Consider the following 23,476-nt stretch of genomic DNA (forward strand, 5'->3'; position numbering starts at 1 on the left):
GGAGCCCAAGTGTGTGTCGATCAATTCACGAGCGTCAATGATTTGTCGCGGTAAGGCTCTTCGGCTGCCCGGGGAGTCGCCCCACGAGTCCCCCTCCTGGGAGCAGCAGCACCAGCGCGGTGGCAACGGCGGCGGGCACGGCGAAGGCGTAGAAGTTCCACGCGGTACTCACCTCGGCGTCCAGCAGGAAGCCGCCGAACAGCGGGCCGGTGATGGCGCCGAGCCGGCCGAGGCCCAGCGTGCACCCGAGGGCGGTGGCCCGGACCTCCACGGGGAAGTGCTGGGCCACATAGCCCAGGACCATGATCTGCGCGCCGATGGTGCCGAAGCCGGCCACCGCGACCAAGGCGTACAACAGCGGCGCGGCCGTCGCGAAAGCGAGCAGGGTGATGGAGACCGCGGCGGCCAGGAAGACGGCCATCGTGACCGGCTTCATGCCGAACCGGTCGCCCAGCGGGGAGATGAGGAGCGAGCCGACGACCGCCCCGAGATTCATCACCAGCAGGAACAGCAGGGAACTGGACAGCGGGTAGCCGGCCGCGCGCATGATCTGCGGGAGCCAGGTGTTCAGGCCGTACACCAGCAGCAGTCCGAAGAAGCTGACCGTGGCGAAGAGCAGGGCGGGACCGAGGTGCTCTCTGCCGGCCAGCTGCAGGAGCCCGGACCGCTTCGGCTGTCCGTCGCGCCCCGCGGCGGATCCGCCGTCCGGTCCAGCACCGGGCGCCGGCACCTCGATGCCGAGCCGCGCCGCCGTACGGGCCGCCTCCTCATGCCGTCCCTTCGCGGTCAGGAACGCCAGCGACTCCGGAACGTACCGGGCAAGGAGTGGTACGAGCAGGAGCGGGGCGGCCCCCATCGCGTACATGAACCGGAACCCGAGTGCGGGCATCAGCGTCATGGCGAGCACGGCCGCGAGGATTCCGCCGACCGCGTACCCGGAGAACATCATCGCGTTGTTGAGGCTGCGCCGTCTGGGGTCCGCGTACTCGGCGGTCAGTGCGACGGCGGTCGGCATGACCCCGCCGAGGCCGATGCCGCCAAGGAGTCGGAAGATCCCGAACCAGGTCGCGTCCGGCGCCAGCGCGCATCCGATCATCGCGGCGGAGAACCAGGCGACCCCGGTCAGCAGCACCTTGCGCCGCCCGACGGCATCGGTCAGGGCTCCGGCGATCAGTGCGCCGACGAGCATGCCGACGAGCGCGTAGCTGCCGATCGCGCCGGCCATGGCGGGCGTCAGCGCCCAGGGGGCGTACTGCAACAGCGCCGGGACGGTGGCGCCGTAGACGATCAGGTCGTATCCGTCGAAGACGATCACCGCGAAGCACAGGCCGGTCACGAGGAACTCGGCACGGCGGTTGCGTGGGACGGGCGCGGGGCGCACAGCGGGTGGGGCGGTCTCTGGCGTCATTGCCGACTCCTGGAGCTCGGCCGGCCTGGATGGCCGGGAAGACGTCCGCAGTATGTGTCGTTTGAAACTCGACCGTCAATGAGATGACACGCAATATTTCCAGGATTCGCAGGGCTTCTGGCTGAGCCGTCTCGTGCTCGCGACGGCCGCCCGTATGACATAGTCGTGTTCGTGAAGCCTCGCTCGATCGTCTTCGACCTGTTCGGCGACTACGTCCGCTACCGCGACGGCGCCGCCCGGCTGCGCACGCTCTCCACGCTCATGGGCTGCTTCGGCGTCGGCGAGAGCACCGTGCGCGTGGTGCTCGCCAGGCTGAAGAAGGAGGGCTGGTTCGACGCGCGACGCGAAGGCCGCGAGACGCTCTACGCGCTCAACGCCCGCAGCCTCCAGCTGCTCGACGAGGGCCGCTCACGCATCTTCGAGCCGGTACGGACCGACTGGGACCGCCACTGGTACATGGTCATCTACTCGGTGCCGGAGACCGAGCGCGGCGTGCGCGACCGCATCCGCAAGGAGCTGGCGTGGCTGGGCTTCGGCCCGCTCGCGCCCTCCACCTACGTGTCCCCGCACGACCGGCTCCAGCAGGTGCGGGAGAAGTTCGCCGACGAGCCCGCCGTACGCCTCGACACCCTGCGCTGCCAGTCCGCCGGGCTCCCCGTCGACCGCGAGATGGCCGCCCGCAGCTGGGACCTGGACGCGCTCAACGAGGACTACCGCGAGCTGCTGCGCACCTACCGCGGCCGGATGCCGTCCTACCGGGCCGGGCGTCTGACACCCGAGGAAGCGCTGATCGAACGCATGCGGCTCACCTACGACTACCGCAAGTTCCCCTTCCGGGACCCCGATCTGCCGACCGAGCTGCTCCCCGCGGGCTGGGTGGGCCGCGACGCGCACGAGATGTTCATCGAGGCCCACGAACTCCTCGGTCCCCCGGCGGACGCGTTCTACGACGAGGTGGCGGGGGTCCGGCCGGCGCATCGCTGACCCGGGGCACCGATATCTCGGCCGGCGCATCGCTGACCCGAACCACTGCCGACCAGTTCGGTTTTCTGTTATCGGCCGGGCCCGGCCGCGCCTCCTGTGCGTACGCGTCCGTAGTCACCCGACCGTTAAGGAACCAAGCACGTGACAGCACAGATCAGTCGCCGGGGCATGCTGAAGATCGCCGGTGCGGCCGCGGGTGCCGCCGGGATCGGTGCGGCCGCCGTGACGGCTGCGGCACCGGCGTCGGCGGCCGGCGGGACCTTCGCGCACCCCGGGCTGCTGCACACGAAGGCCGACCTCGACCGCATGGCGGCCAAGGTGAAGCCCGGCGCCCAGCCGTACACGGCCGGGTTCGCGAGACTGACCGCCAACCGGCATGCGCAGAGCGGCTGGCAGGCCAATCCCCAGGCGACCGTCTACCGCGGCTCGGGCACGCCCGAGAACTACCGGATCCTGTACAACGACATCCACGCCGCGTACCAGAACGCGCTGCGCTGGCACGTCACCGGCGACGCCGCGCACGCCGACACCGCCCGCGACATCCTCAACGCCTGGTCGGCCCTGCTGACCCGGCTCGACGGCTCCGCGGACCGGTCCCTGGCGGCGGGCCTCTACGGCTACCAGTTCGCCAACGCCGCCGAGCTCATCCGCGACTACGACGGCTTCGACCTGGCCCGCTTCCAGAAGATGATGCTCGACGTCTTCTCCCCGCTGAGCGAGGACTTCCTCGTCAACCACAACGGCGCCTACGTCACGAACTACTGGGCCAACTGGGACCTGACCGCCATGGCCTGCGTCCTCGCCATCGGCATCCTGTGCGACGACCGCGCCCAGGTCGAGCGCGCGGTCGAGTACTTCAAGCACGGCGAGGGCATGGGCTCCATCAAGAACGCCATCCCCGTCGTCCACTCCGACGGCCTCGCCGAATGGGCCGAGGCCGGCCGGGACCAGGGCCACGCGCTGCTCGGCGTCGGGCTGATGGGCACCTTCTGCGAGATGGCCTGGAACCAGGGCATCGACCTGTACGGCTACGACGACAGCCGCTTCTTCAAGGGCGCCCAGTACGTGGCGAAGTGGAGCATGGGCGGGGACGTGCCCTTCACCCCCTTCACCCGGAAGAAGGGCGCGATCAACGGATGGTCGGGATCGGAGACCACCTCCGGCGTTGCGACCGTCGACCCGGCCATGGTCCGGCCGATCTGGGCCATGATCGCCAACCACTACACCAAGCGCCGCGGTCTCTCCGCGCCGTACCTCACGCAGATCGCGGCCAAGGCCGCGCCCGAGGGCGGCGGCGGTGACTACGGGCCCAACAGCGGCGGCTACGACCAGCTCGGCTTCGGCACGCTGGCCTTCACCCGGCCCAAGGCGGCCGTCGGAAAGGCGACCGCGTCGCCCTCCGCCGCCGCCCCGGCCTCGCCGTCCGCGTCCTCTTCGGCCTCCACCGCCTCGTCCGGCTCCGGTGTCGGGTCCGGGTCCGGGTCGGCCACGCCGTCCTCGTCCGCCAGTCCGCTCGGCGGGCAGAGCGGCGGCCTGGCCTCCACCGGGTCCTCCGACGTCGCGGCGTGGACGGCTGCCACCGGGATCACCGCCGTCGCCGGTGGGCTTCTGCTGCTCCGGCGCCGGGGGCAGGCCCGCCGTGCCGCGGGCGGCGATGGGCTGCGACGGGTGGCCGACGGGCGGCCGGTCCTGGGCCGCCCTGGCCGCCGGGCCTGGCCGCCCCGGCCGCCCTGGCCGCCCTGGCCGCGTCTGCCCGACCGTCATGCCGGGGGTGCCGCCTGTCCCGCGACGCCGGTGTCTCCGGTTCGCGGACCCGGAAGCGGGGTGCGCTGCAACTTCCGTACGGCCAGGGCAAGTTGGAGACGCAGTCGGCCCTGAGGTGAGTGCACCTCCCAGCCGAGGACGTGCTCGGCCTGCGCCAGGCGCTCCTGCAGCGTCGAGTGGTGCACCGTCAGTTCGGCGGCGGCGGCCCGCAGGCTCGGTGCGGCGGCCACGGCGTGGAGTGTCGCTGCCGCCCAGGGTGCCTCGGCGATCGCGCGTTCCACGGCGAGTACGTCGGGGACCGGCGGCGTGTCCGGGCCCACGGCGGCGGCGAGCAGCGTCAGGGCGCCCAGCTCCTCGGCGTACACCGTGCGCGGCCCGGGATCCTGTGCCGTGCCCTCGGCGGTGAACCGGAGCGCGGTCCGGGCGGCCGCCCACGACTGCGGCAGCTCCCCCGCTGCCACGGCCGGTCCCACACCGGCGCGACGCACCACGGGTACGGGTTGTCCGTCGGGCACGAGCTCCGCGCCGCCCCCGTGGAGCGCCACCGCTCGCATCGGCTGCCCTTCCTTCAGGCCCAGTCGGGCCGCGGCATGCGCCCGTGCGGCCGACGGCGCGGACGCGTCCAGCACCACCTCGACCAGGGCGGGATCGCGCGCGGGTACGGCCGCGGGCGCCCATCCCCGCGTCCGGTCCATGACCGCCCGTACGGCGTGTGCGGCCCGTTCCAGGATCATGGCGTGCACGCCGTCGGGCGGGCCGGGTCGCTCCAGCCAGAGACCGGCCGGGGCCTCCGGAGCCGGGACGGCGGCCGGGGAGGCGGTGGCCGGGGAGTCGACGGGTTCCAGCGGCACCCAGGGCCACGCAGGGTCGACGGGACCGGCGGAGGCGCAGCGCCGACCGTCCGGCTCGACCCGGACGCGTACGCCGCGCCGCTCGTCGACCAGCCGAGCCGGGCAGCCGGACAGGACGGCGGCGCCGCGCACGAGGGCCTCGAGACCGACCCGGCCCTCCATCAGGCGGTCGAAGTACGAGATGACCTGCAGGGCGGCGCCTGCGGTCGGGTCGAGCGCCGCCAGTCGGCCTGCCAGCTCTTTCATGGGGACCATCCTGCGGCTGCGGGTCTGGGCTGCCAAGCGCCGGGATTCCGGGCGCTTGGCAGGCCGGGGGCCCGCACCCGGCGCCTCGCAGGCGGAGTGGCCCGTACAAGCGGGGCATCCCGCCGTCGTGGGCTGTGCCCACCCGTTCCACCCCAGCGGAACGACTGCCCACAGCGGGACAACGATTGCCCACAGCGCTTCAGCCAGGCCGTCAGGCTCCCAGTAGCCGTCGCAGCCAGCGCAGCCTGGTCGCTCGGCATTCCTGGGAGATCGGGACCTGGGGGGCGAAGCCGTCGAAGCCGTGGAAGCCGCCCGGCCAGACGTGGAGTTCGGCGCGGCCGCCCGCCTGCCACAGGCGGCCCGCGTAGGCGATGTCCTCGTCGCGGAACGTCTCGGCCGAGCCCACGTCGATGAGGGCCGGGGGCAGGCCGGACAGGTCGGTCGCGCGGGCGGGGGCGGCGTACGGCGAGACGTCCGGGCCGCCGCGCGCCTCGCCGAGCAGTGCGCCCCAGCCCGACTCGTTGGCCGTGCGATCCCAGACGCCGCGGCCGGCCATCTGGCGGGCGGACACCGAGTCGTTGCGGTCGTCCAGCATCGGGCACATCAGCATCTGGCCGATCAGCTCCGGACCGCCGCGGTCGCGGGCCAGCAGGGCGAGCGCCGCGGCGAGTCCGCCGCCGGCGCTGGCCCCGGCGACCAGCATGCGGTCGGGGTCGATGCCGAGCTCCTTGGCGTTCCCGGCCGTCCACACCAGGCCCGCGTAGCAGTCCTCGATCCCTGCCGGGTACGGGTGCTCGGGGGCGAGCCGGTACTCCACCGACACCACGACCAGGCCCAGCTCCTCGGCCCAGTCGAGCGCCTCGGTCACGCCCAGCCGGTTGTTGCCGAGGATCATGCCGCCGCCGTGGATGTGGTAGACGGCCGGCAGCGGTCCGCTCGCATCCGTGGGCCTGCAGATCAGCAGCGAGACGTCCGGCGCTCCGTCGGGCCCCGGCACCTCCCGCTCCTCGACCTGGAAGGCTCCGTTCCGCTGCAGCTCCTCGTCCGAAACCTGGAACGCGACCGAGCCCTCGCGCATCGCGGGGATCATCTCGGGCGTGAAACCGGGCGGGATCTGCTCGCCGATCAGCTCCAGTGCGGCGGCCAGCTCGGGGTCGAAGGGCGGCGGCGGGTACACCGGCCCGGCGTCCGCCGGTGATGCGTCGAGAGGTGCTGCGGAGGCCGTCGGCTCAGCGGTCATGGGAACTCCTCGCGTCACGGCCACGGCGGTGTGGCCAGGGCGTTCATGATGCACGGCGAGGAAACGGCCTGCGTACGCGCCGTTCGGCGGGAATCCCCCGCCGAACGGCGGGGGACCCCTTTTCCGTCGGCTCAGGCTCGCCTCCGCTCACCGCAGCGCCGCGGCCGGCGGCCTCTCCCGTACGGCACCGTAGGCAAGGAAGTACGCCGGCACCCGGTTCAGCCACCGCGAGGTGGTGAGCAGCTCGGTCAGGCGCTGGGCCCGCCTGGGGTTCCCGAAGGGCGGGCGGCCCGCGAGCAGCGGTTCGATGACGCGCGCGTGGGCGGCCCGCTGCAGGGCCTGTGTCACGGCCGTGGTCGGCCAGCGGCGGCGCTGCACGGCGCGTACGTCGTGCAGGCCGACCGTGCCCGCGCGCAGCGGCTCAACCAGATACCGTGCGGCGGCCACGGCGTCCTCGACGGCGAGGTTGATGCCGATGCCGAAGACCGGCGACATCGCGTGCGCCGCGTCGCCGATGCACAGCAGTCCCGGCCGGTGCCAGCGCCTGAGCCGGTCGAGGCGTACGTCGAGGAGCTTCACGTCGTCCCAGGACCGCAGTGCGTCCACGCGGTCCGCGACCCAGGGGACGGCGGCCGTGAACTCGGCCATGAACGTCTCGAGGCCGGCCGCGCGGCGCGCGGCGTCGGTCCCCTTCGCGATCAGCGCGCCGCACTGCCAGTAGTCCCCGCGGTCGATCATGGGGGCGAGGAAGCGGTCGCCGACGCCTCCCACGAGCCCGCGCGGGTCGTCGTCCCGCCGCGGCAGCCGGAACCACCAGGCGTCCATGGGGCAGGCGAACTGCCGCAGTCCCAGTTCGGGCAGTGAGCGGGCCAGCGAGCCCCGGCCGTCGCAGGCGACGGTGAGGGAGGCGCGCAGCACGCCGGTACGGCCGTCGGCCGTGCGGTACCGCACCCCGGTGACCCGGCCGCCCTCCTCCAGGAACTCCGTCGCCTCGGTGTCCATCCGCAGCGAGAAGGAGGGCTCGCGGCGGGCCTCGTCCGCGAGCAGGTCGAGGAGGTCCCACTGCGGCACCATCGCGATGTAGTTGTACGGGCCCGGCAGCGCGCCGATGTCGCCGACGGTGACCAGCGAGCGGTCCTGGCCGATCGGCAGCTGGATCGTGGTCACGCGCCGCTGCGGCAGGCGGCTGAACCGTTCGGCCAGGCCCAGCTCATCCAGCAGGCCCAGCGTCGACGGATGGACGGTGTCGCCGCGGAAGTCGCGCAGGAAGTCGCCGTGCTTCTCCAGGACGGTGACCTCCACGCCGGCGCGGGCCAGCAGCAGCCCGAGGACCATTCCGGCGGGGCCTCCGCCCACCACGCAGCACGCGGTCCGCTCCATCGCGCCCCTCCCTTCCCTTTCGGCGACAATCACAGAGCCGGTCATGTCAGGACAGGATCGACCACAAAGGGCATATACCCTCAAGATCTGCTGAATGCGCCAAAGGCGCGAGACGCACGGTCGAGACACACGGTCGAGACGCACCGTCGAGACGCATCGTTCGCGACGCAGTCGGGACGCACGGCCCGGATGCACCGTCGCGACGCACTTCGGGAGGCCACGATGAGCAGCACGATGAGCCAGCAGCCGGTCCTTCTGCCGTATGCCGACCCGGCCTTCGTGGCGGACCCCTTCCCGCTGTACCGGCAGCTGCGCGAGGAGGGACCGGTCCGGCGCGCGGTCATCGCAGGCGGCCTGGAGGCCTGGCTGGTCACGCGGTACGAGGACGGCCTCGCGGCCCTGTCCGACCCGCGGCTGAGCAGCGACGCCCGCGACGCGTCCGACCCCCGGCTCCTGCAGCAGCTGCCCGCGTCGCAGCGCGAGTCCATGCTGCGCACCATGCTCCGCGCCGACCCGCCCGACCACACCCGGCTGCGCCGCCTGGTCTCGAAGGCGTTCACCGCGCGCAGGGTGGCCGAGCTGCGGCCCCGTATCCAGGACATCGCCGACCGGCTGCTCGACGCGGTCGTGCCGTCCGGCCGCGCCGACCTCGTCGCGGACTTCGCGCTGCCGCTCCCCGTCACCGTGATCAGCGAGCTGCTCGGGGTGCCGGTGACGGACCGGCACGACTTCCAGCGGTGGACCGACGACATGATCCTCCGGGGTGCGGAGCCGCCGGACCCGGCCGTGGTGGACGCGGCATGGCAGCAGATGCGCTCGTACCTGACCGGACTTCTGGCGGCCAAGCGGTCCCGGCCCGGAGACGACCTGCTCAGCGCGCTGATCACCGCCCGGGACGAGGAACAGCGGCTCGACGAGGACGAGCTGATCGCCATGTCGTTCCTGCTCCTTGTGGCCGGCTACATCACCACGGTCAACCTGATCAGCGGTGGCATCGCCGCGCTGCTCGCCCACCCCGACCAGCTGCAGCTGCTGCGGGACGACCCGGAGCTGCTGCCGGACGCGATCGAGGAGTTCCTCCGCTACGACGGTCCCGTCAACCCGGGCATCGCCCGCTTCGCGCGCGAGGACGTCGAGATCGCGGGCGTGACGATCCCGCGCGGCGCGACCGTGCTCATCGCCTCCGCCATCGCCGACCGCGACCCGGCGCGCTTCCCCGACCCCGACCGCCTGGACATCACCCGCCAGGACAACGCGCATCTGGCCTTCGGACACGGCATCCACTACTGCCTGGGCGCGCCGCTGGCCCGGCTGGAGGGCCAGGTCGCCATCGGCACCGCCCTGCGCCGCCTCCCTGGGCTCGCCCTCGCCGTACCGCCGGGCGAACTGCGGTGGAAGCCGAGTGGCCTGCGCGGCCCGGAGCGGCTGCCCGTCACGTTCACGCCCAGCCGGCCGCGTCCGGGCGGCGCTCCCGGCGCGGGCGTCACTTCCGACGGTCCGGGCGTCACCGACGGTCCGTGAGTCCGTGGGGGCGGCCGGGGCCCCCACCGCCTTCGACGGTCCGTGAGGGCGGCCGGGGCCCCACCGCCTTCGAGGGCGGCCGGGCCCCACCGCCTTTCACCACCCGGCCGCCGACAGCACCGCGAGCAGTTCGTCCGTGAGCCGGGTGTCCGGTTCGGTCGTGAAGCGGCGCCGGCAGTCCTCGGCGTACGTCCTGCCCTCGGTCAGGCACCAGGTCCACCACCGGTCGAGCTCCGCCGGGACCGCGCCTTCGGCGGGCAGCACGGCTGGCCACCGGCAGGCTCGCGCCTGCGCCGTGACCTTGGCGCCGCCGTGTACGGGGTCGACTGCGAGTGCGGGCGTTCCGGCCTGCAGCGCCAGCACCATGCCGTGCAGCCGGTCGGTGACCACCACGTCGAGCCGGGCGAAGACGGCGACGAGCTGTTCCGGAGTCGCGAAAGAGCGGAAGTCGTCCCGGGCCAGCCGGGTGTCCAGGGGCAAGTACGCGGCGTCCTTGCCCGCCAGCCACCTGCCGAGCGCGTCCGCCACCTCCGCGTGCCTGCGGCGGGCGCCGTACTCGTGCTGGCCGTGCGTCAGGATGACGCCGGCGACCGGCGGGCGGCCCGTGACCGTCGCGGAGGCGCCCAGGTCCACGGCAGGCGGCCCGCCCGCGCCGCAGCGCGCGAGGACATGGTGGAAGCCGGTGGCCGCGGGCGCCCGCGGATCGACGACGCTCGTGCCCACGGCCACGCGCAGGCAGTGGCCGAAGCGCCGGTGCAGGTCCTCGATCTGCGGCCCGTACAAGGGGCCGCAGACGAAGACGAGCACGCGGTACGCGCCGGGATCGACGTCCTCCAAGTGCAGCGCCTCCGGCCGGAAGCCGCGGCTCCACACCGTGTCGTACGGCACCCGCGCCTTGTCGAGCGTCTCCTGGACGCGGCGCAGCGCCAGTTCGTCGCCGGCGGTGACCTCTCCGTCGAAGAAGCTGAACCAGCCCGTGAGCAGGACGGGGTTCATGTCTGCCTGTACTCCTGTACTGCTGCCCGTGCTCTTGCCTGTACTCCGCGACGCCCGGGGTGACGGTCATGCATGGGGTGGTGGAAGGGGGGAACTCTGTGACGGCACGACGACGGCACGACGACGGCACGACGACGGCACGACGACGGCACACCGAGGTGCGCAGCCGTTGGTCCGGTACCGGCGAGCGAGTAGGCAGCGAGCGCCGCGCCACACCTCGGAACCGGAAGCACGCCGAGCACGCCTGAACGGAGAACCGCGATGACGGGACCCTGCGCCGGATCCTCCGGAGGTGTCGCACCGTGACCGCCGAGGCCGCCCGTACCACCGTCGTCGTGATCACCCGCAACCGGCGCGACCAGGTGCTGCACACCCTCGAGCGCCTCGCCCGGCTGCCGGAGCGCCCGCCCGTGATCGTGACCGACAACGCCTCGGCGGACGGCACCGCGGACGCCGTGGCCCGGCTCCACCCCGGCGTACGCGTCCTGCGCCCCGGGCGGAACCTGGGCGCGCTCGGCCGCAATACCGGCGTACGGCACGCCCGTACCCCGTATGTGGCGTTCAGCGACGACGACTCCTGGTGGGAGCCCGGCGCGCTGGCGGCGGCCGAGGAGCTGCTGGACGCCCACCCGCGGCTCGGGCTGATCGCGGCCCGGATCCGCGTCGGCCCCGACGGCGTGTCCGACCCTCTGAACGAGATACTGGCCCGCTCCCCGCTCGGCCGGGCCCCCGATCTGCCGGGGCCCCGGGTCCTGGGATTCCTGGCCTGCGCGGCGGTCGCGCGACGCGACGCGTTCCTTGATGCGGGCGGCTACCACCCGGTGCTGTTCTTCGGGGGCGAGGAGACGCTGCTCGCGTACGACCTGGCCGCGCGCGGGTGGGGGGTGTGCCACTGCCCCGACGTGGTCGCCGTGCACCGGCCCATCGGCGGCGTGCGGGCCGGGCGGCCCGCCGTCCAGCGCCGCAACGCCGTGCTGACCGCGTGGCTGCGCCGCCCGTTGCCCGTCGCGCTGCGGCACACGCGCGTGCTCGCCGCCGAGGCGCGGACGGATCCGGAGGCCCGTAAGGCGCTGCGGGAGGTGTTCGAGCGGCTTCCGGCCGCGCTGCGCGCCCGCCGGCCGCTTCCGGCCGCGGTGGAGGCCGCGGCCCGCCGCCTCGACGGCCCCGGCCTGCGAGGTCCACGAGGTCCCGGCCGCCCCGGAGGCGTACGGTGACCGACCCCCGTGTCACGGTCGTGGTGATCACCCACAACCGCCGCGACGAGCTCCTGCGCACCCTGGACGAGCTGGCGCGGCTGCCGGAGCGGCCGCCCGTGATCGTGACCGACAACGCGTCGGCGGACGGCACGGCGGAGGCCGTGACCCGGCTCCATCCGCGGGTCACGCTGCTGACGCCGGGCCGGAACCTGGGTGCCGCGGGACGCAATCCCGCGGTACGGCTGGCCCGTACGCCGTACGTGGCCTTCTGCGACGACGACTCCTGGTGGGAGCCGGGCTCCCTCGGTCGCGCCGCCGATCTGCTCGACCGGCACGCCCGCCTGGCCGCGGTCACGGCACGGATCGTCGTCGAGCCCGGCGGGAGGGAGGACCCGATCGTGGCCGAGCTGCGGGACTCGCCGATCCGGGGCCCGGCGTGGCTGCCCGGACCCGCACTGGGGTCATTCCTGGCAGCGGCGACCGTCCTGCGCAGGGATGCGTTCCTGGCCGCGGGCGGCTTCAGTGAACGGCTGTGGCTGGGCGGCGAGGAGGAGCTGCTCGCGACGGATCTGGCCACGGAGGGGTGGTGGCTGGCGTACGTGCCGGAGCTGACCGCCCATCACGCGCCATCGCGCGCGCGTGACTCCACGCTGCGCCGCGTCCACGGGCTGCGCAACACCCTGTGGTTCTGCTGGCTGCGCCGTCCGGCGGGCCGCGCGCTGCGCAGGACCCTGTTCCTGGCCCGCACCGTCCCGCACGACCGGGCGTCGCTGCGGGCCTTCGCGGAGGCGGCCGCGGGGGTGCCGTGGGTGCTGCGGGAACGCCGCGTGGTGCCGTCGGCGGTGGAGGCGCGACTGCGGCTGCTGGACGAGACACAGCGGCGGTCTACAGCGCGGCGGTATGTGGGGTGACGTGGCGGAACGTGTCCCGCACCTGACGGTCCCCGTTCAGGCGCGGGACAACGGTTGACGGCACCCGCCGTCGTGGGTTGTGCCCACCCTCCCCCAGCTACCGCTGGGAGGTGCCCCCAGCCCTGCGGAACGATTGCCCACAACAGTACGGTGGCTCGTCTCGCCGTGGCGGGCGAAAGGTTGGAGCATGGGGGTGAACGAGCGAAGGAGGCCGCCATGAAGTCCGGAGCCTCGGAGTACGACAGCTGGCTGTATTCGCACACCCCGTCGCAGGCCGAGGGCGAGCGCGACGAACCGGCCGAGCGCAGTGCCATGGAGCAGCACCCGGACGTGCCCAGGACCGAGCCGTCCCAGGCGGAGGGCGAGCGGGGGAACGAAACCAAGTAGGGACCGGCGCGGGGAAGTCGGAGGCGCCCGCCGAACACCGTGCGGGCGCCCCCGGCAACGTCCTACGCTCGTAACAGAAGGCGGGCGGAAGGCCGGCCTCTCGGAGCGTCGCCTGCCTCTGGCGAGAGGAGGCGGTCATGAAAGCCCGCTCCGCGATCTTCAGTGTGGCTGCTCTCGTGCTCGGGCTCTGGGGCGGGACGGGAGGTCTCCCTCCTGCTCAGGGCGGTGACGGCGAGCTGAAGTTCGGCTATGTGCTGCCGGAGACCGGACAGCTGGCCTTCCTCGGTCCGCCGCAGATCGAGTCGGTCAAGTTCGCGATCCGGACGATCAACGACGCCGGCGGTGTCCTCGGCAGGCCGGTCCCGGCCGTGGTCTCCGGCGACGAGGCCGGTCAGGAGGCCGTCGCCGCCCAGTCCGCCGACCGGGTCCTGGCCTCTGGTGTGGACGCGGTCATCGGTGCCGCGGCGTCCGGCATGTCGCTCGCGTTCATCGACCGGGTCACCGGCGCAGGCGTGGTCCAGTGCTCCGGGTCGAACACGGCCCCCACGTTCACCGACTACGACGACGGCGGGTACTACTTCCGTACCGCGCCCAGCGACGCGCTGCAGGGACCCGTCCTGGCGAAGACCGTCCTCGAGGACGGCCACGACCGGGTGGCGCTGCTCGCGCGGGCCGACGACTACGGGCGCGGCCTGCTCGAGTCCACCAGGAAGGCGCTGGAGGCGGGCGGTGCGACCGTGCCGGTGGCCGAGACGTACGACCCGAAGGCGACGAACTTCGACCAGGCCGTGCAGCGGGTGCGGAACACCGGTCCGGACGCGGTCGTCGTGATCTCCTTCGAGGAGGGCGCTCAGATCCTGCAGGGGCTCATCGAGGCGGGTCTGGGGCCCGACCGCGTCGGCGTGTACGGCGCCGACGGGCTGCGCAGCGAGGAACTGCCGTCCCTGGTCGCCCCGCGCGATCCCGCCCGGCTCGCCGGGATGAAGGGGACCGCGCCCGCGTCGGCGGCCAACGAGGAGTACGTGAGGCAGCTGAAGAGGTTCGCGCCGGAGCTGAAGGAGCTGCAGTTCGCGCCGCAGGTCTTCGACTGCGTGACGACCATCGCGCTCGCCGCCGAGAAGGCGGGGACGGACGACCCGGGCGTCTTCGCCAAGGAGATCGTCGGGATCACCAGGGACGGCGACAAGTGCACCACGTTCGCCGCCTGCAAGGCGCTGATCCAGGCAGGCAGGGACGTCGACTACGACGGGGTGAGCGGCCCGCTGGACTTCACCGACGCCGGCGAACCGGGTCAGGCCACGATCGAGGTGTACACGTACGACGACAAGGGGCAGCTGCGTACCGTCCGGACCGAGGTCAGCAGCTTCCGGCAGTGAGCATCAAGAACCCCCGGTAGGCAGCGTTCAGCGGGCGCGGGCCAGGGTGCCCAGGTAGCACGCGATCACCTTCTCGTCGTGCAGCAGATCCGTGCCCCGGCCCGTGTACGCGTTGCGGCCCTGGTCGAGGACATAGCCGCGGTGGCAGATCTGCAGGCATCTGCGGGCGTTCTGCTCGACCATCAGCACGGCGACGCCCGCGCCGTTGATCTCCCTGACCCGGTCGAAGACGTGGTCCTGATGCAGGGGGGACAGGCCGGCGGACGGCTCGTCGAGCAGCAGCAGCTGCGGCTCGGTCATCAGCGCACGCGCCATCGCCAGCATCTGCCGCTCGCCGCCGGACATCGAGCCGGCCTTCTGCCTCCGGCGGGCGGCCAGGACGGGGAAGAGCTCCTCGACGGCCGCGGCCCGCCGCGCGTAGTCCCGGGGCCGCAGATAGACGCCCATCCGGAGGTTCTCCTCGACGGTCAGCGAGGCGAACACGTTCTGCAGTTGCGGTACGTAGCCCACGCCCCGGCGGACCAGTTCGTGCGCCGGCCGGCCGGTGACGTCCTCGCCGTTCAGCCGCACGGTGCCGGCGCGCACGCGGAGCAGGCCGAACACCGCCTTGGCCAGGGTCGACTTGCCCGCTCCGTTGGGCCCGATGACACCGACCAGCTCGCCGGGGCCCACCTCGATGCTGCAGCCGCGCAGGACGTCGACGCCCGGGAGGTACCCGGCGACGATGCCTTCGGCCGCCAGCACCGGCGTGTTCCTCTCCCGCTTGTTGGCCCGCATCGGCTACTCCTCCTCCGTCGCCTCCGGCTCGTCGTGTCGTCTGCCCAGGTAGGCGTCCACGACGGCCGGGTTGCGGCCGATCGTGTGCGGTGGGCCCTCGGCCACCAGGCGGCCGTCGGCCATGACGGCGACCCAGTCGCTGATGCCCATCACCACGTCCATGTCGTGCTCGACGAAGCAGACGGTCAGCCCCTCGTCGCGCAGCTCGGTGATGTGGCCGAGCAGCGACTGGGTCAGTGCGGGATTCACCCCGGCCACCGGCTCGTCGAGCAGCACCATGACCGGCCGGGCCATGAGCGCGCGGGCCAGTTCGAGGAGTTTGCGCTGTCCGCCGGAGAGCGTGCCCGCGTGGTCGTCGCGCAGCGGCCCGAGCCGGAACCGCTCCAGCATCTCGTCGGCGCGCTCCTCGATCTGCCGTTCCTGGCCGCGCCACAGCGGCGGCAGCAGCGCGGGCAGCAGCCGCTCGCCGCGCTGCCCGGTGGCCGCGAGCTTCAGGTTCTCCAGGACGGTGAGCCGGGCCAGGGTCCGGGTGAGCTGGAACGTACGGACGAGTCCGCGCCGCGCCACCCGGTGTGCGGGGCGGCCGGTGAGCGGGTGTCCGTCGAACCACCAGCGGCCGCCGGCGGCCCGGTCGAAGCCGCTCACCACGTTGAACAGCGTCGTCTTGCCCGCGCCGTTGGGCCCGATCAGCGCCGTGATGGTGCCCCGCTGCACCTCCAGGTGGCCGACCCGTACGGCGGTGATGCCGCCGAAGCTGCGGGTGACCTGGTCCATGACGAGCAGCGGGTCGGGCTTGCGCACGCCGGGCTCGGGCGCGACCCCGGCAAGGCGGCCGGTGGCTGCGGTACCGCCAGGACCGGCCGCAGTGCCCGGGGTGCGCCCCGAGGACGCCTGGTCAGCGGCCACTGAGCAGCATCTCCTTCCGGCTGCCGAGGATGCCCTGCGGCCGGAACGTGACCAGCAGGATCAGGGCCAGCCCGACCAGCGCGAAGCGCACGGCACCGACCTCCGACGTGCTGATCAGCTCCGGCGACACGTACCCGGCGTCGATGGCCTGCCGCAGCGCGCTGTCCAGGAACGTGAGCACGAACCAGAAGAGGACCGAGCCGACGACCGGGCCCAGGATCCGCCCGGCGCCGCCGAGGACGAGCAGGGTGTAGAGGAAGAAGGTGACGGCCGGGTCGAAGCTGTCCGGGTTCACCGACTGCACCTGGATGGCCTGGAGCATGCCGGCGGCGGCACCGATCACGCCGCCGATGACCAGGCTCTGCATCTTGCAGGCGTAGACGTTCTTGCCGAGGCTGCGCGCGGCGGTCTCGTCCTCGCGGATCGCGCGGACGACCCGGCCCCACGGGCTGCGGACCAGCAGGGCGAGCAGCACTCCGGTCACCGCGACCAGGGTCCAGCCGACGGTCAGCACCCACAGATCGCGGGCGCTGAAGCGCACCAGCCACACCCCGTACGTACCGCGCGGGATCGGGCTGAGGGCGTAGAACTCGTTCGCGAACCGCTGCAGTCCGAACACGCCGCCCGTGACGGGCTCGGCCCAGCTGGACCGGTAGAACAGCCGCAGCGTCTCCCCCGCCGCGATCGTGGTGATCGCGAGATAGTCGGCGCGCAGCCGCAGCGTGGGCAGGCCGAGCAGCAAGGCCAGTACGACGGCGGAGGCGAGACCGGCCAGGATGCCAAGCCACAGAGGGCCGCCCCAGGTCGCCACCGTGACCGCGAGCCCGTAGCCGCCGACCAGCATGAAGCCGACCTGCCCGAAGTTCAGCAGCCCGGTGTAGCCGAAATGCAGGTTCAGGCCCATCGCGGCCAGCGCGTAGACGGCGGCGATCGGGCCGATGCCGGAACGCAGGGCGTCGGAGACGATGACCGAGATGTCCATGGCGCACTCCCCTGCCGCCCTCAGCCGACGCGTTCCGCGCGGCCGAGGATGCCCTGCGGCCGCACCAGCAGGACGACGATGAGCACGAGCAGCGCCCACGCGTACTGCAGGTCGACCGGGAACCACAGCGTGGACATCTGCGCGACGACGCCGATGACGAGGCTGCCCGCCATCGCGCCGTAGGCGGAACCGAGCCCGCCCAGGATGATCCCGGCGAACATCATCAGCAGCAGCTTGAAGCCCATGTCCCAGGTGACGGTCTCGACCAGACCGAAGAAGACCCCGCCGAGCGCGGCGAGACCGCCGCCGAGCATCCACACGAACAGCACCACCCGCCGCACGTCGATGCCCGACGCCTCCGCCAGGTCCCGGTTGGCGGAGACGGCGCGGACGGCCGTGCCGGTCCGCGTCCGCTGCAGCAGCACGGCGACGCCGAGCAGGACGAGCACCGCCAGCACGGTGACGGTGAGGTCCCGCGGGGTGATGCCGACCGGCCCGAGGCCGATGGCGCTCTGGATGTCGTACTGGGCGTAGGAGCCGGGCCGGGTTCCATACAGCACGAGCACGATGTGCCGCAGCAGCAGCGACAGCCCGATCGTGACGATGAACAGGTTGATCAGGCCGGTGCCGCGCGCCCGCAGCGGCCGCCAGACGCCGCGGTCGACGGCCGCGCCCAGCAGCGCCCCGAGGGCGACCGCGGCGACGGCGGCGGGGATCAGATGCCAGCCGGGACCGGCAGGCGACGCGTTGAGGAAGAACGCGAACGTGGCGCCGACGGTCACGAATTCGCCGTGCGCGAAGTTGATCAGGTGGATCGTGCCGAAGACGAGCGAGAGGCCGACCGCGGTGATCGCGATGATGACGCCGAACTGGATGCCGTCGACCAGCGCCTGCAGCGCGCGCCCGCCGAACGCGGGACCAACGGGACCGCGCGGAGCGTCCTCGCCCCGCGCCCGCGCGGTGACCGCGGGCAGCATCACGAGACCCAGGGCGAGCGCCGCTGTGAACACCCGCTGACAGCGCACGACAGTTCCGAGAGTTCCGGGGTTCCGGGGTTTCCGGGTTTCCGAGGTCCGGATGACCAGGCTCCGGTCGTCCTTGGTCCGGGCGTCCGGGCGTCCGGTCGTCCAGGGCGTTCGCGGAGTTCCGTTCCGCGAACGGCCTCTGTCACTCAGTGTAAGCGCGACTTCGGGCGGTGGCGCGGCCGCGGAAGCGGCGCTGAGCGGGGGCGTTGACATGTCTGTAACAGATCCGGCATCAGGGTGAAAGATGCCGCCTTTTCCCTGTACGTCATCCCGCACCCGTAAGGAGCGATTCCGCTCAGCAAGGAGAAAGCGACGATGGCGGCGACGGAGAACACGGCCTCGGCCCCACCCCCAACGGACTACTCACCACGGCTCTACAACGACGACCTCGCTCCGGCCACCGAGCGGAAGTGGGGCGCGTTCAGCATCTTCAACGTCTGGACCTCGGACGTGCACAGCCTGTACGGCTACTTCCTGGCCGCCAGCCTGTTCCTCGTCGCCGGCAACACCGTCAAGTTCCTCATCGGCATCGGTATCGGCTCGCTCGTCATCTACTGGCTGATGACGCTGATAGGCAAGGCGGGCGTCCGCACCGGTGTGCCGTACCCGGTCCTGGCGCGGGCGTCCTTCGGCACCTTCGGCGCCAACGTCCCGGCGCTGGTGCGGGCGGTCGTCGCCACCTTCTGGTACGGGGCGCAGACCAGCGCGGCGGCCGGCGCGATCGTCGCGTTCCTCATCCGCTACGACGGCCCGAAGCACTTCCACGAGACGACCCGTCTCTTCGACCACAGCGGGCTCGAGGTGGTGTGCTACCTCGGTGTCTGGGCCGCCCAGCTGCTGATCATCAGCAAGGGGATGGAGACCGTCCGCCGGTTCCAGGACTTCGCCGGGCCCGCCGTGTGGCTCATGATGCTGATCCTCGCCGTCGGGCTCTCGGTGCAGGCCGGTGTGCTGTCCTTCTCGGTCGACATGCCCGCCGGCGACCTCGCCGCGCTCGCCAAGAGCGCGACGGGCCTGAGCGTCACGCCGGGCTCAGTGGCGGCGATCGCGGCGATCGCCGCCACATGGATCACCTACTTCGCGGCCCTGTTCCTCAATTTCGGGGACTTCGCGCGGTTCACACCGAGCGAGAAGGTGCTGCGCAAGGGCAACATCTGGGGCCTGCCCGTCAACCTCATCCTCTTCTCGTTCGTCGCCGCCCTGACGACGGCCGCGGCCAGCAAGGTGTACGGCGAGGTGATCCTCGAACCCGCGAAGATCTCTGCCAAGTTCGACAGCGCCTTCCTGGTCCTGCTCGCCGCCCTGACCTTCGCGGTCGCAACGCTCGGCATCAACGTCGTGGCCAACTTCGTCAGCCCGGCCTTCGACTTCGCCAACGTCGCGCCCCGCTACGTCGACTTCCGGCGCGGCGGCCTCATCGCCGCGGTCATCGCGCTCCTGCTGTACCCGCTCCACCCCTGGGACAACGCGCCGAGCTTCGTCAACGCCATCGGCTCGACCATGGGCCCGCTCTTCGGCGTGATCGTCGTGGACTACTACCTGGTCCGCAGGGCCCAGCTGAACGTCCCGGCGCTCTACCAGGAGCACGGCGAGTTCCGCTTCCAGGGCGGCTGGAACATCCGCGCCTTCGCCGCGGCCGCCGTCGGCGCGGTCTTCGCCAGCATCCTCCCGGTCTACGGCCCGTCGGGCTACGCCGATGCCCTGGGCCCGTACTCCTGGTTCATCGGCGTCATCGTCTCCGGCCTGCTCTACTTCGCCCTGTGCGGCGCGAAGAGCCGCATCGTGGGGACGGGGAGCGAGGCCGCGGCCAAGGCGGAGGAGGAGCCGGGGGCGGCGCCCGAACCCGAGCCGGAGACCGCCTGACCCGGCGTCGGACGACGGCCCGCGATGGCGGTCGTCGCCCCGGCATGACAGTTCCCGTGCTCAGCCCGGTCAGCCGGCCGGGCTGAGCGCGATCGTCCAGCGCACGTGGCCACCAGGGCTACGGAGCCGCCGACGCCCCGGTCCGCCCGGCTGCCCGGCAGGAGCGGCTGTGGTGGGGGCCGGGCCCGGATTTCCGTACCACGTCCCGAGGACCTTGCGGTAGCCCGATCGAGCGAAACCCCCACAAGCGCCGAAACCGCAGGCGCCTCGCGGATCATCATCGGAAGTCAGCGGGTCCACATTCGTGACCGCCTGCCCGCCGACCGACCCCCACCTGCCGCGGGAGGCACCGATGCAGCAGAGCGATGACGTACGCCGCCGCAACCTCAGCCGCCTGTTGATCAAGCAGCGGTCCCTGCTCACGCCTCAGGACGTCGGGCTGCCGCAGCAGACGCGTCATCACAGAGGGCTCGAGCAGGAGCAGGTGGCGTTCCTGTCGGGGACCACCCTCCGCTGGTACAGCGCGCTGGAGAACGGCGAGCTCAGCGAGGTCGACCCCGGCCTGCTCTCCGACGTCGCGACCGCCCTGCGCCTCAGTCCCGAGCAGCGCACCGATCTGTTCTGCCTGGCCGCCCGCGTCGTCCCTCCGAGCCTCAGCCACCGCAGGCCGGTGCCGGACCCGTGCCACCTCGCCGCCCTCGAGGCCGCCGAACCCAACCCGGCGATCCTCACCGACCACGCCTGGAACGTGCTGGCCGCCAACGATGCCGTGGCCGACTGGTTCGAGGACCCGGGCACGATCGAGCCGCACGACCGCAACGCCGTGCTCTGGCTGTTCACCGGCACGGCCGCAGCCCGCATCGCGGACATCGCCGACGCCCGCCGTCTCGCCATCGCCCGGCTGCAGATCGTCTACACCATGTGCCGCGGTGAAGCCGCGCTGGACGCCCTCGTCTCCCGCATCAAGGAGCACCCGGTCGCGGAACCGCTCTGGCGCGACGAAAGGGCCAGCCTGGGCCCGGGTTTCTCGCTGCGCAGAGTCCGCCACCCCCAGCACGGGGAGAGCCCGGCCCTCATCACCTCGACGGATCTGCCGGGCGGCCTGCGGCTCATCGTCTGCCTGCCGCGGCACCTTCCGCGGCACCTTCCGCGCCCCACGACCGCTGCCGCCGGCGTCTCCGCCCCCCTCGACGCCGGGATCTGAGGACCGGACGAGTCCGACGCCGTGACGCAGACACCGTGACGCAGACGCCGTTTGCGCAGAGCTGACGCCGTGACGTCTCCGGCGGCCGGTGAACCGTATCGGCGACCGGCACGTACTGGAGGCGGGTCATACTCCCGTGGCCCCGCGCGGGCGACGCCGTGCCGGACGACGGATGACGGACGACGGATCAGGCTTGGGGGCCGGGGATGAGGCACGTACGGCAGAGGACCCACCGACTGGTGCGGCTGGCGGCCGCCTGCGGGCTGGTCTGCGGTGCGGTGATGGTGTCGACCGCCATGGCGAGCGAGAGCTCCGGGCGGACGACGGCCGCCCCGGCCGGTGACTCCGCGGCCTCGAACCCGCCCGACGCCTCGGCGCTGGGCGCGCGTATGGTCACGCGGCTCGGTACGTCCCGTACCGCGGGCAGTTGGATCGGTTCCGACGGGCGGCCGGTCGTGGCGGTGACCGACGCGGAGGCGGCGGCCGAGGTGCAGCGGGCGGGGGCGCGCGCCAAGGTCGTGGCCCACAGCATGGACCGGCTCCGCCAGGCGACCGAGACGCTGGGCGCGGCGCCCCGGGTGCCCGGCTCCGCGTGGGCCCTCGACTACGCGTCCAACAAGGTCGTGGTGCACGCGGACAGCACCGTCTCGGCGGCCGACTGGTCACGGCTCTCCGGGATCGCGCGGGGCATCGGCGGCTACGTGGAGATGGAACGGACCGGCGGCGCCTTCACCACCAGGGTGAACGGCGCCGCCCCGATCTTCGCGGGCAACGGCCGCTGCTCCGCCGGCTTCAACGTGACCGATGGCCGGGGCGACTTCGTCCTCACGGCCGGGCACTGCGGACCGGTGGGCACCACCTGGTTCCAGGACGGCCAGGGCACCGCGCAGCTCGGCACCACTGTGGCCGGCTCCTTTCCCGGCAGCGACTTCTCGCTCGTGCGGTACGAGAACGCCGGGAGCGGCACCCGCGGCGGGCCCGGCGTCGTGGACATCGGCGGCGGCCGGGCGGTACGCATCGTCGGCGCGGCCGATCCGGTCGTCGGCCAGCAGGTGTTCCGCAGCGGCAGCACGACCGGTCTGCACTCCGGGAGGGTGACCGCGGTGAACGCGACGGTGAACTACCCCGAGGGCACGGTCACCGGCCTCATCGAGACCGACGTCTGCGCCGAACCCGGGGACAGCGGGGGCCCGCTGATCGCACAGGGCCTCGCGCTCGGCGTGACGTCCGGAGGCAACGGCGACTGCGGCTCCGGGGGCACCACCTTCTTCCAGCCCGCCACCAAGGCGCTGGACGCCCTTGGGGTGAAGCTGACCGATCCGAGTACCGACCCGGATACCGACCCCGGAACCGGGGCCGGGGACGACGACACGGCGGCCGCCCGCGGGGAGGGCGAACCACCGGCCGGCAGCGCCGCCGTGCCGCCGGCCGTGCCGGAGTCGCCGGGGCTGACGGGACCACCGGGGGCACAGGGGGCACCGGGAACCGCAGGGGGACGGCCCGCACTGACCGAGATGGTCAACTTCCGCATTCTGGCCCCCGGGTTGGCGGTCATCGCGGTGAGCCTGCTCGTTCTGCTCGCCACCCACTTGATCCGGACGAGCCAGGACCGCCGGCGCTTCCGCTCCTCCTACTCCGAGATGTGGGGCTGACTCCGTGATGTGGGGCTGAGCTTCTGCTACGCCTTCGCTAGGGTGCGACGCATCCACGACCTGCGCGCCCGAGGGGACGGATGTGACCGCAACAGCTGAGAGGCCGTCGTGATCGGCGAGTTGCTGCCGCAGGCGGTCCGCTGTTCGGCGACCCGCACCGATCATGCCGCGCCCGGTGCCCTGTTCCCGCAGGAGGAGTCCCTGCTGAAGAAGGCGGTGTCCAAGCGGCGCAACGAGTTCCGGACCGTCCGGGTCTGCGCGCGGCTGGCCATGGCCGACCTCGGGCTGCCGCCGGTGCCGGTGCTCCGCGGGCCGCGCGGCGAACCCCAGTGGCCGGCCGGAGTGGTGGGCAGCATGACGCACTGCGAGGGCTACCGGGCGGCGGCCGTCGCCCGGACCGACGACATACGCACACTCGGCATAGACGCAGAACCGCACGGGCCGCTGCCCGAGGGCGTCCTCGACGTCATCGCGCTGCCCTCCGAGCAGGCGCGGCTGGCACGGGACCTGCCGGACGGCGCCATCCACTGGGACCGGCTGCTGTTCAGCGCGAAGGAAAGCGTGTTCAAGGCGTGGTACCCGGTGACCGGCGTCGATCTCGGCTTCCATGAAGCTGACCTGACATTCCGGCAGGCTGACGGCGCGACGACGCGCGGTGTGTTCACGGCGCGCCTGCTGCGGCCGGTGCCGGCTGCTCCACAGGAGTTCTGCGGGCAGTGGCTCGTACGGGATGGTCTGGCGCTCACGGCGGTGGTGATCCCCCGGGGGTGAGCGCCCGTATTCCGCCGCGGCCTCTGAACGCGGGGC

At 72.7% G+C, this 23,476-nt stretch carries 20 protein-coding genes; 11 read left to right on the top strand and 9 right to left on the bottom strand.

Going from position 1 to position 23,476, the window contains the following annotated elements; translation table 11 throughout:
* Window positions 1-34: 34 nt before the first annotated feature.
* The gene (locus STSP_RS15320; protein WP_078067192.1) at window positions 35-1,408 is read right to left on the bottom strand and encodes an MFS transporter; all 1,374 of its coding nucleotides are present in this window, start codon (window positions 1,406-1,408) and stop codon (window positions 35-37) included.
* A gap of 171 nt (window positions 1,409-1,579) precedes the next feature.
* Here STSP_RS15320 and STSP_RS15325 point away from each other — a divergent pair, with 171 nt between their 5' ends.
* Window positions 1,580-2,392 carry a PaaX family transcriptional regulator gene (locus tag STSP_RS15325; RefSeq protein WP_067277806.1) on the top strand — a complete coding sequence of 271 codons (813 nt, stop codon included), beginning with the start codon at window positions 1,580-1,582 and terminating at the stop codon, window positions 2,390-2,392.
* A 141-nt stretch (window positions 2,393-2,533) separates the two neighbouring features.
* The gene (locus tag STSP_RS15330; RefSeq protein WP_408646295.1) at window positions 2,534-4,270 is read left to right on the top strand and encodes an alginate lyase family protein; all 1,737 of its coding nucleotides are present in this window, start codon (window positions 2,534-2,536) and stop codon (window positions 4,268-4,270) included.
* Here the strand turns inward: STSP_RS15330 and STSP_RS15335 are convergent.
* The 3 genes from STSP_RS15335 to STSP_RS15345 form a co-directional block, all read right to left on the bottom strand.
* On the bottom strand, window positions 4,153-5,253 hold the full coding sequence (locus STSP_RS15335; RefSeq protein WP_067277530.1) for a helix-turn-helix domain-containing protein: 1,101 nt from the start codon (window positions 5,251-5,253) through the stop codon (window positions 4,153-4,155). The two genes, STSP_RS15330 and STSP_RS15335, sit on opposite strands and share 118 nt — an antisense overlap.
* Window positions 5,254-5,464: 211 nt before the next feature.
* Window positions 5,465-6,493 carry an alpha/beta hydrolase gene (locus STSP_RS15340; RefSeq protein ID WP_078067193.1) on the bottom strand — a complete coding sequence of 343 codons (1,029 nt, stop codon included), beginning with the start codon at window positions 6,491-6,493 and terminating at the stop codon, window positions 5,465-5,467.
* 147 nt (window positions 6,494-6,640) lie between these two features.
* A complete protein-coding gene (locus STSP_RS15345; protein WP_067277532.1) occupies window positions 6,641-7,873 on the bottom strand; it encodes an FAD-dependent oxidoreductase in 1,233 nt (410 codons plus the stop codon).
* A gap of 234 nt (window positions 7,874-8,107) precedes the next feature.
* Between STSP_RS15345 and STSP_RS15350 the strand changes: the two genes are divergently transcribed.
* On the top strand, window positions 8,108-9,394 hold the full coding sequence (locus STSP_RS15350) for a cytochrome P450 family protein (protein WP_078067213.1): 1,287 nt from the start codon (window positions 8,108-8,110) through the stop codon (window positions 9,392-9,394).
* A gap of 96 nt (window positions 9,395-9,490) precedes the next feature.
* Here STSP_RS15350 and STSP_RS15355 read toward each other — a convergent pair whose 3' ends face one another.
* The gene (locus STSP_RS15355; protein ID WP_067277534.1) at window positions 9,491-10,390 is read right to left on the bottom strand and encodes a polysaccharide pyruvyl transferase family protein; all 900 of its coding nucleotides are present in this window, start codon (window positions 10,388-10,390) and stop codon (window positions 9,491-9,493) included.
* 302 nt (window positions 10,391-10,692) lie between these two features.
* Here STSP_RS15355 and STSP_RS15360 point away from each other — a divergent pair, with 302 nt between their 5' ends.
* The 4 genes from STSP_RS15360 (at window position 10,693) to STSP_RS15370 (ending at window position 14,260) form a co-directional block, all read left to right on the top strand.
* Window positions 10,693-11,604 carry a glycosyltransferase gene (locus STSP_RS15360; protein WP_067277535.1) on the top strand — a complete coding sequence of 304 codons (912 nt, stop codon included), beginning with the start codon at window positions 10,693-10,695 and terminating at the stop codon, window positions 11,602-11,604.
* Window positions 11,601-12,497 carry a glycosyltransferase family 2 protein gene (locus STSP_RS15365; RefSeq protein WP_067277537.1) on the top strand — a complete coding sequence of 299 codons (897 nt, stop codon included), beginning with the start codon at window positions 11,601-11,603 and terminating at the stop codon, window positions 12,495-12,497. The genes STSP_RS15360 and STSP_RS15365 overlap by 4 nt, the downstream gene beginning before the upstream one ends.
* Window positions 12,498-12,713: 216 nt before the next feature.
* Window positions 12,714-12,884, top strand: coding sequence for a hypothetical protein (locus STSP_RS39635; RefSeq protein ID WP_198547350.1), 171 nt, complete (start codon window positions 12,714-12,716; stop codon window positions 12,882-12,884).
* Window positions 12,885-13,021: 137 nt separating this feature from the next.
* Window positions 13,022-14,260, top strand: a complete 1,239-nt coding sequence (locus tag STSP_RS15370; protein WP_067277538.1) for an ABC transporter substrate-binding protein — start codon at window positions 13,022-13,024, stop codon at window positions 14,258-14,260.
* Between the two features lie 27 nt (window positions 14,261-14,287).
* Here STSP_RS15370 and STSP_RS15375 read toward each other — a convergent pair whose 3' ends face one another.
* Genes STSP_RS15375 through STSP_RS15390 form a run of 4 tightly spaced genes read right to left on the bottom strand, consistent with a single transcriptional unit; the run spans window position 14,288 to window position 17,935 of the window.
* Window positions 14,288-15,037, bottom strand: coding sequence for an ABC transporter ATP-binding protein (locus tag STSP_RS15375; protein ID WP_067277539.1), 750 nt, complete (start codon window positions 15,035-15,037; stop codon window positions 14,288-14,290).
* Between the two features lie 3 nt (window positions 15,038-15,040).
* Window positions 15,041-15,943, bottom strand: coding sequence for an ABC transporter ATP-binding protein (locus tag STSP_RS15380; RefSeq protein ID WP_198547351.1), 903 nt, complete (start codon window positions 15,941-15,943; stop codon window positions 15,041-15,043).
* Window positions 15,933-16,925, bottom strand: a complete 993-nt coding sequence (locus tag STSP_RS15385) for a branched-chain amino acid ABC transporter permease (RefSeq protein ID WP_067277542.1) — start codon at window positions 16,923-16,925, stop codon at window positions 15,933-15,935. The genes STSP_RS15380 and STSP_RS15385 overlap by 11 nt, the downstream gene beginning before the upstream one ends.
* A gap of 20 nt (window positions 16,926-16,945) precedes the next feature.
* On the bottom strand, window positions 16,946-17,935 hold the full coding sequence (locus tag STSP_RS15390) for a branched-chain amino acid ABC transporter permease (RefSeq protein WP_067277544.1): 990 nt from the start codon (window positions 17,933-17,935) through the stop codon (window positions 16,946-16,948).
* A gap of 330 nt (window positions 17,936-18,265) precedes the next feature.
* Between STSP_RS15390 and STSP_RS15395 the strand changes: the two genes are divergently transcribed.
* From STSP_RS15395 to STSP_RS15410, 4 genes are all read left to right on the top strand, one after another.
* Window positions 18,266-19,813 carry an NCS1 family nucleobase:cation symporter-1 gene (locus STSP_RS15395; RefSeq protein ID WP_078067194.1) on the top strand — a complete coding sequence of 516 codons (1,548 nt, stop codon included), beginning with the start codon at window positions 18,266-18,268 and terminating at the stop codon, window positions 19,811-19,813.
* Between the two features lie 352 nt (window positions 19,814-20,165).
* A complete protein-coding gene (locus STSP_RS15400; protein ID WP_067277547.1) occupies window positions 20,166-21,017 on the top strand; it encodes a helix-turn-helix domain-containing protein in 852 nt (283 codons plus the stop codon).
* Window positions 21,018-21,223: 206 nt separating this feature from the next.
* Window positions 21,224-22,669 carry a S1 family peptidase gene (locus STSP_RS15405; RefSeq protein ID WP_067277551.1) on the top strand — a complete coding sequence of 482 codons (1,446 nt, stop codon included), beginning with the start codon at window positions 21,224-21,226 and terminating at the stop codon, window positions 22,667-22,669.
* Window positions 22,670-22,777: 108 nt separating this feature from the next.
* Window positions 22,778-23,440, top strand: a complete 663-nt coding sequence (locus STSP_RS15410; RefSeq protein ID WP_067277553.1) for a 4'-phosphopantetheinyl transferase family protein — start codon at window positions 22,778-22,780, stop codon at window positions 23,438-23,440.
* The last annotated feature ends 36 nt before the right edge of the window (window positions 23,441-23,476 follow it).

It is taken from the genome of Streptomyces jeddahensis (genome assembly GCF_001642995.1).
Classification (GTDB): Bacteria; Actinomycetota; Actinomycetes; order Streptomycetales; family Streptomycetaceae; genus Streptomyces; species Streptomyces jeddahensis.

What these genes read in the sequence shown, in the direction of transcription:
- STSP_RS15320 (WP_078067192.1), bottom strand. Translation starts at nt 1,408, where the DNA reads ATGACGCCAGAGACCGCCCCACCCGCTGTGCGCCCCGCGCCCGTCCCA.
- STSP_RS15335 (WP_067277530.1), bottom strand. Translation starts at nt 5,253, where the DNA reads ATGAAAGAGCTGGCAGGCCGACTGGCGGCGCTCGACCCGACCGCAGGC.
- STSP_RS15340 (WP_078067193.1), bottom strand. Translation starts at nt 6,493, where the DNA reads ATGACCGCTGAGCCGACGGCCTCCGCAGCACCTCTCGACGCATCACCG.
- STSP_RS15345 (WP_067277532.1), bottom strand. Translation starts at nt 7,873, where the DNA reads ATGGAGCGGACCGCGTGCTGCGTGGTGGGCGGAGGCCCCGCCGGAATG.
- STSP_RS15350 (WP_078067213.1), top strand. Translation starts at nt 8,108, where the DNA reads ATGAGCCAGCAGCCGGTCCTTCTGCCGTATGCCGACCCGGCCTTCGTG.
- STSP_RS15355 (WP_067277534.1), bottom strand. Translation starts at nt 10,390, where the DNA reads ATGAACCCCGTCCTGCTCACGGGCTGGTTCAGCTTCTTCGACGGAGAG.
- STSP_RS39635 (WP_198547350.1), top strand. Translation starts at nt 12,714, where the DNA reads ATGAAGTCCGGAGCCTCGGAGTACGACAGCTGGCTGTATTCGCACACC.
- STSP_RS15370 (WP_067277538.1), top strand. Translation starts at nt 13,022, where the DNA reads ATGAAAGCCCGCTCCGCGATCTTCAGTGTGGCTGCTCTCGTGCTCGGG.
- STSP_RS15375 (WP_067277539.1), bottom strand. Translation starts at nt 15,037, where the DNA reads ATGCGGGCCAACAAGCGGGAGAGGAACACGCCGGTGCTGGCGGCCGAA.
- STSP_RS15385 (WP_067277542.1), bottom strand. Translation starts at nt 16,925, where the DNA reads ATGGACATCTCGGTCATCGTCTCCGACGCCCTGCGTTCCGGCATCGGC.
- STSP_RS15395 (WP_078067194.1), top strand. Translation starts at nt 18,266, where the DNA reads ATGGCGGCGACGGAGAACACGGCCTCGGCCCCACCCCCAACGGACTAC.
- STSP_RS15400 (WP_067277547.1), top strand. Translation starts at nt 20,166, where the DNA reads ATGCAGCAGAGCGATGACGTACGCCGCCGCAACCTCAGCCGCCTGTTG.
- STSP_RS15405 (WP_067277551.1), top strand. Translation starts at nt 21,224, where the DNA reads ATGAGGCACGTACGGCAGAGGACCCACCGACTGGTGCGGCTGGCGGCC.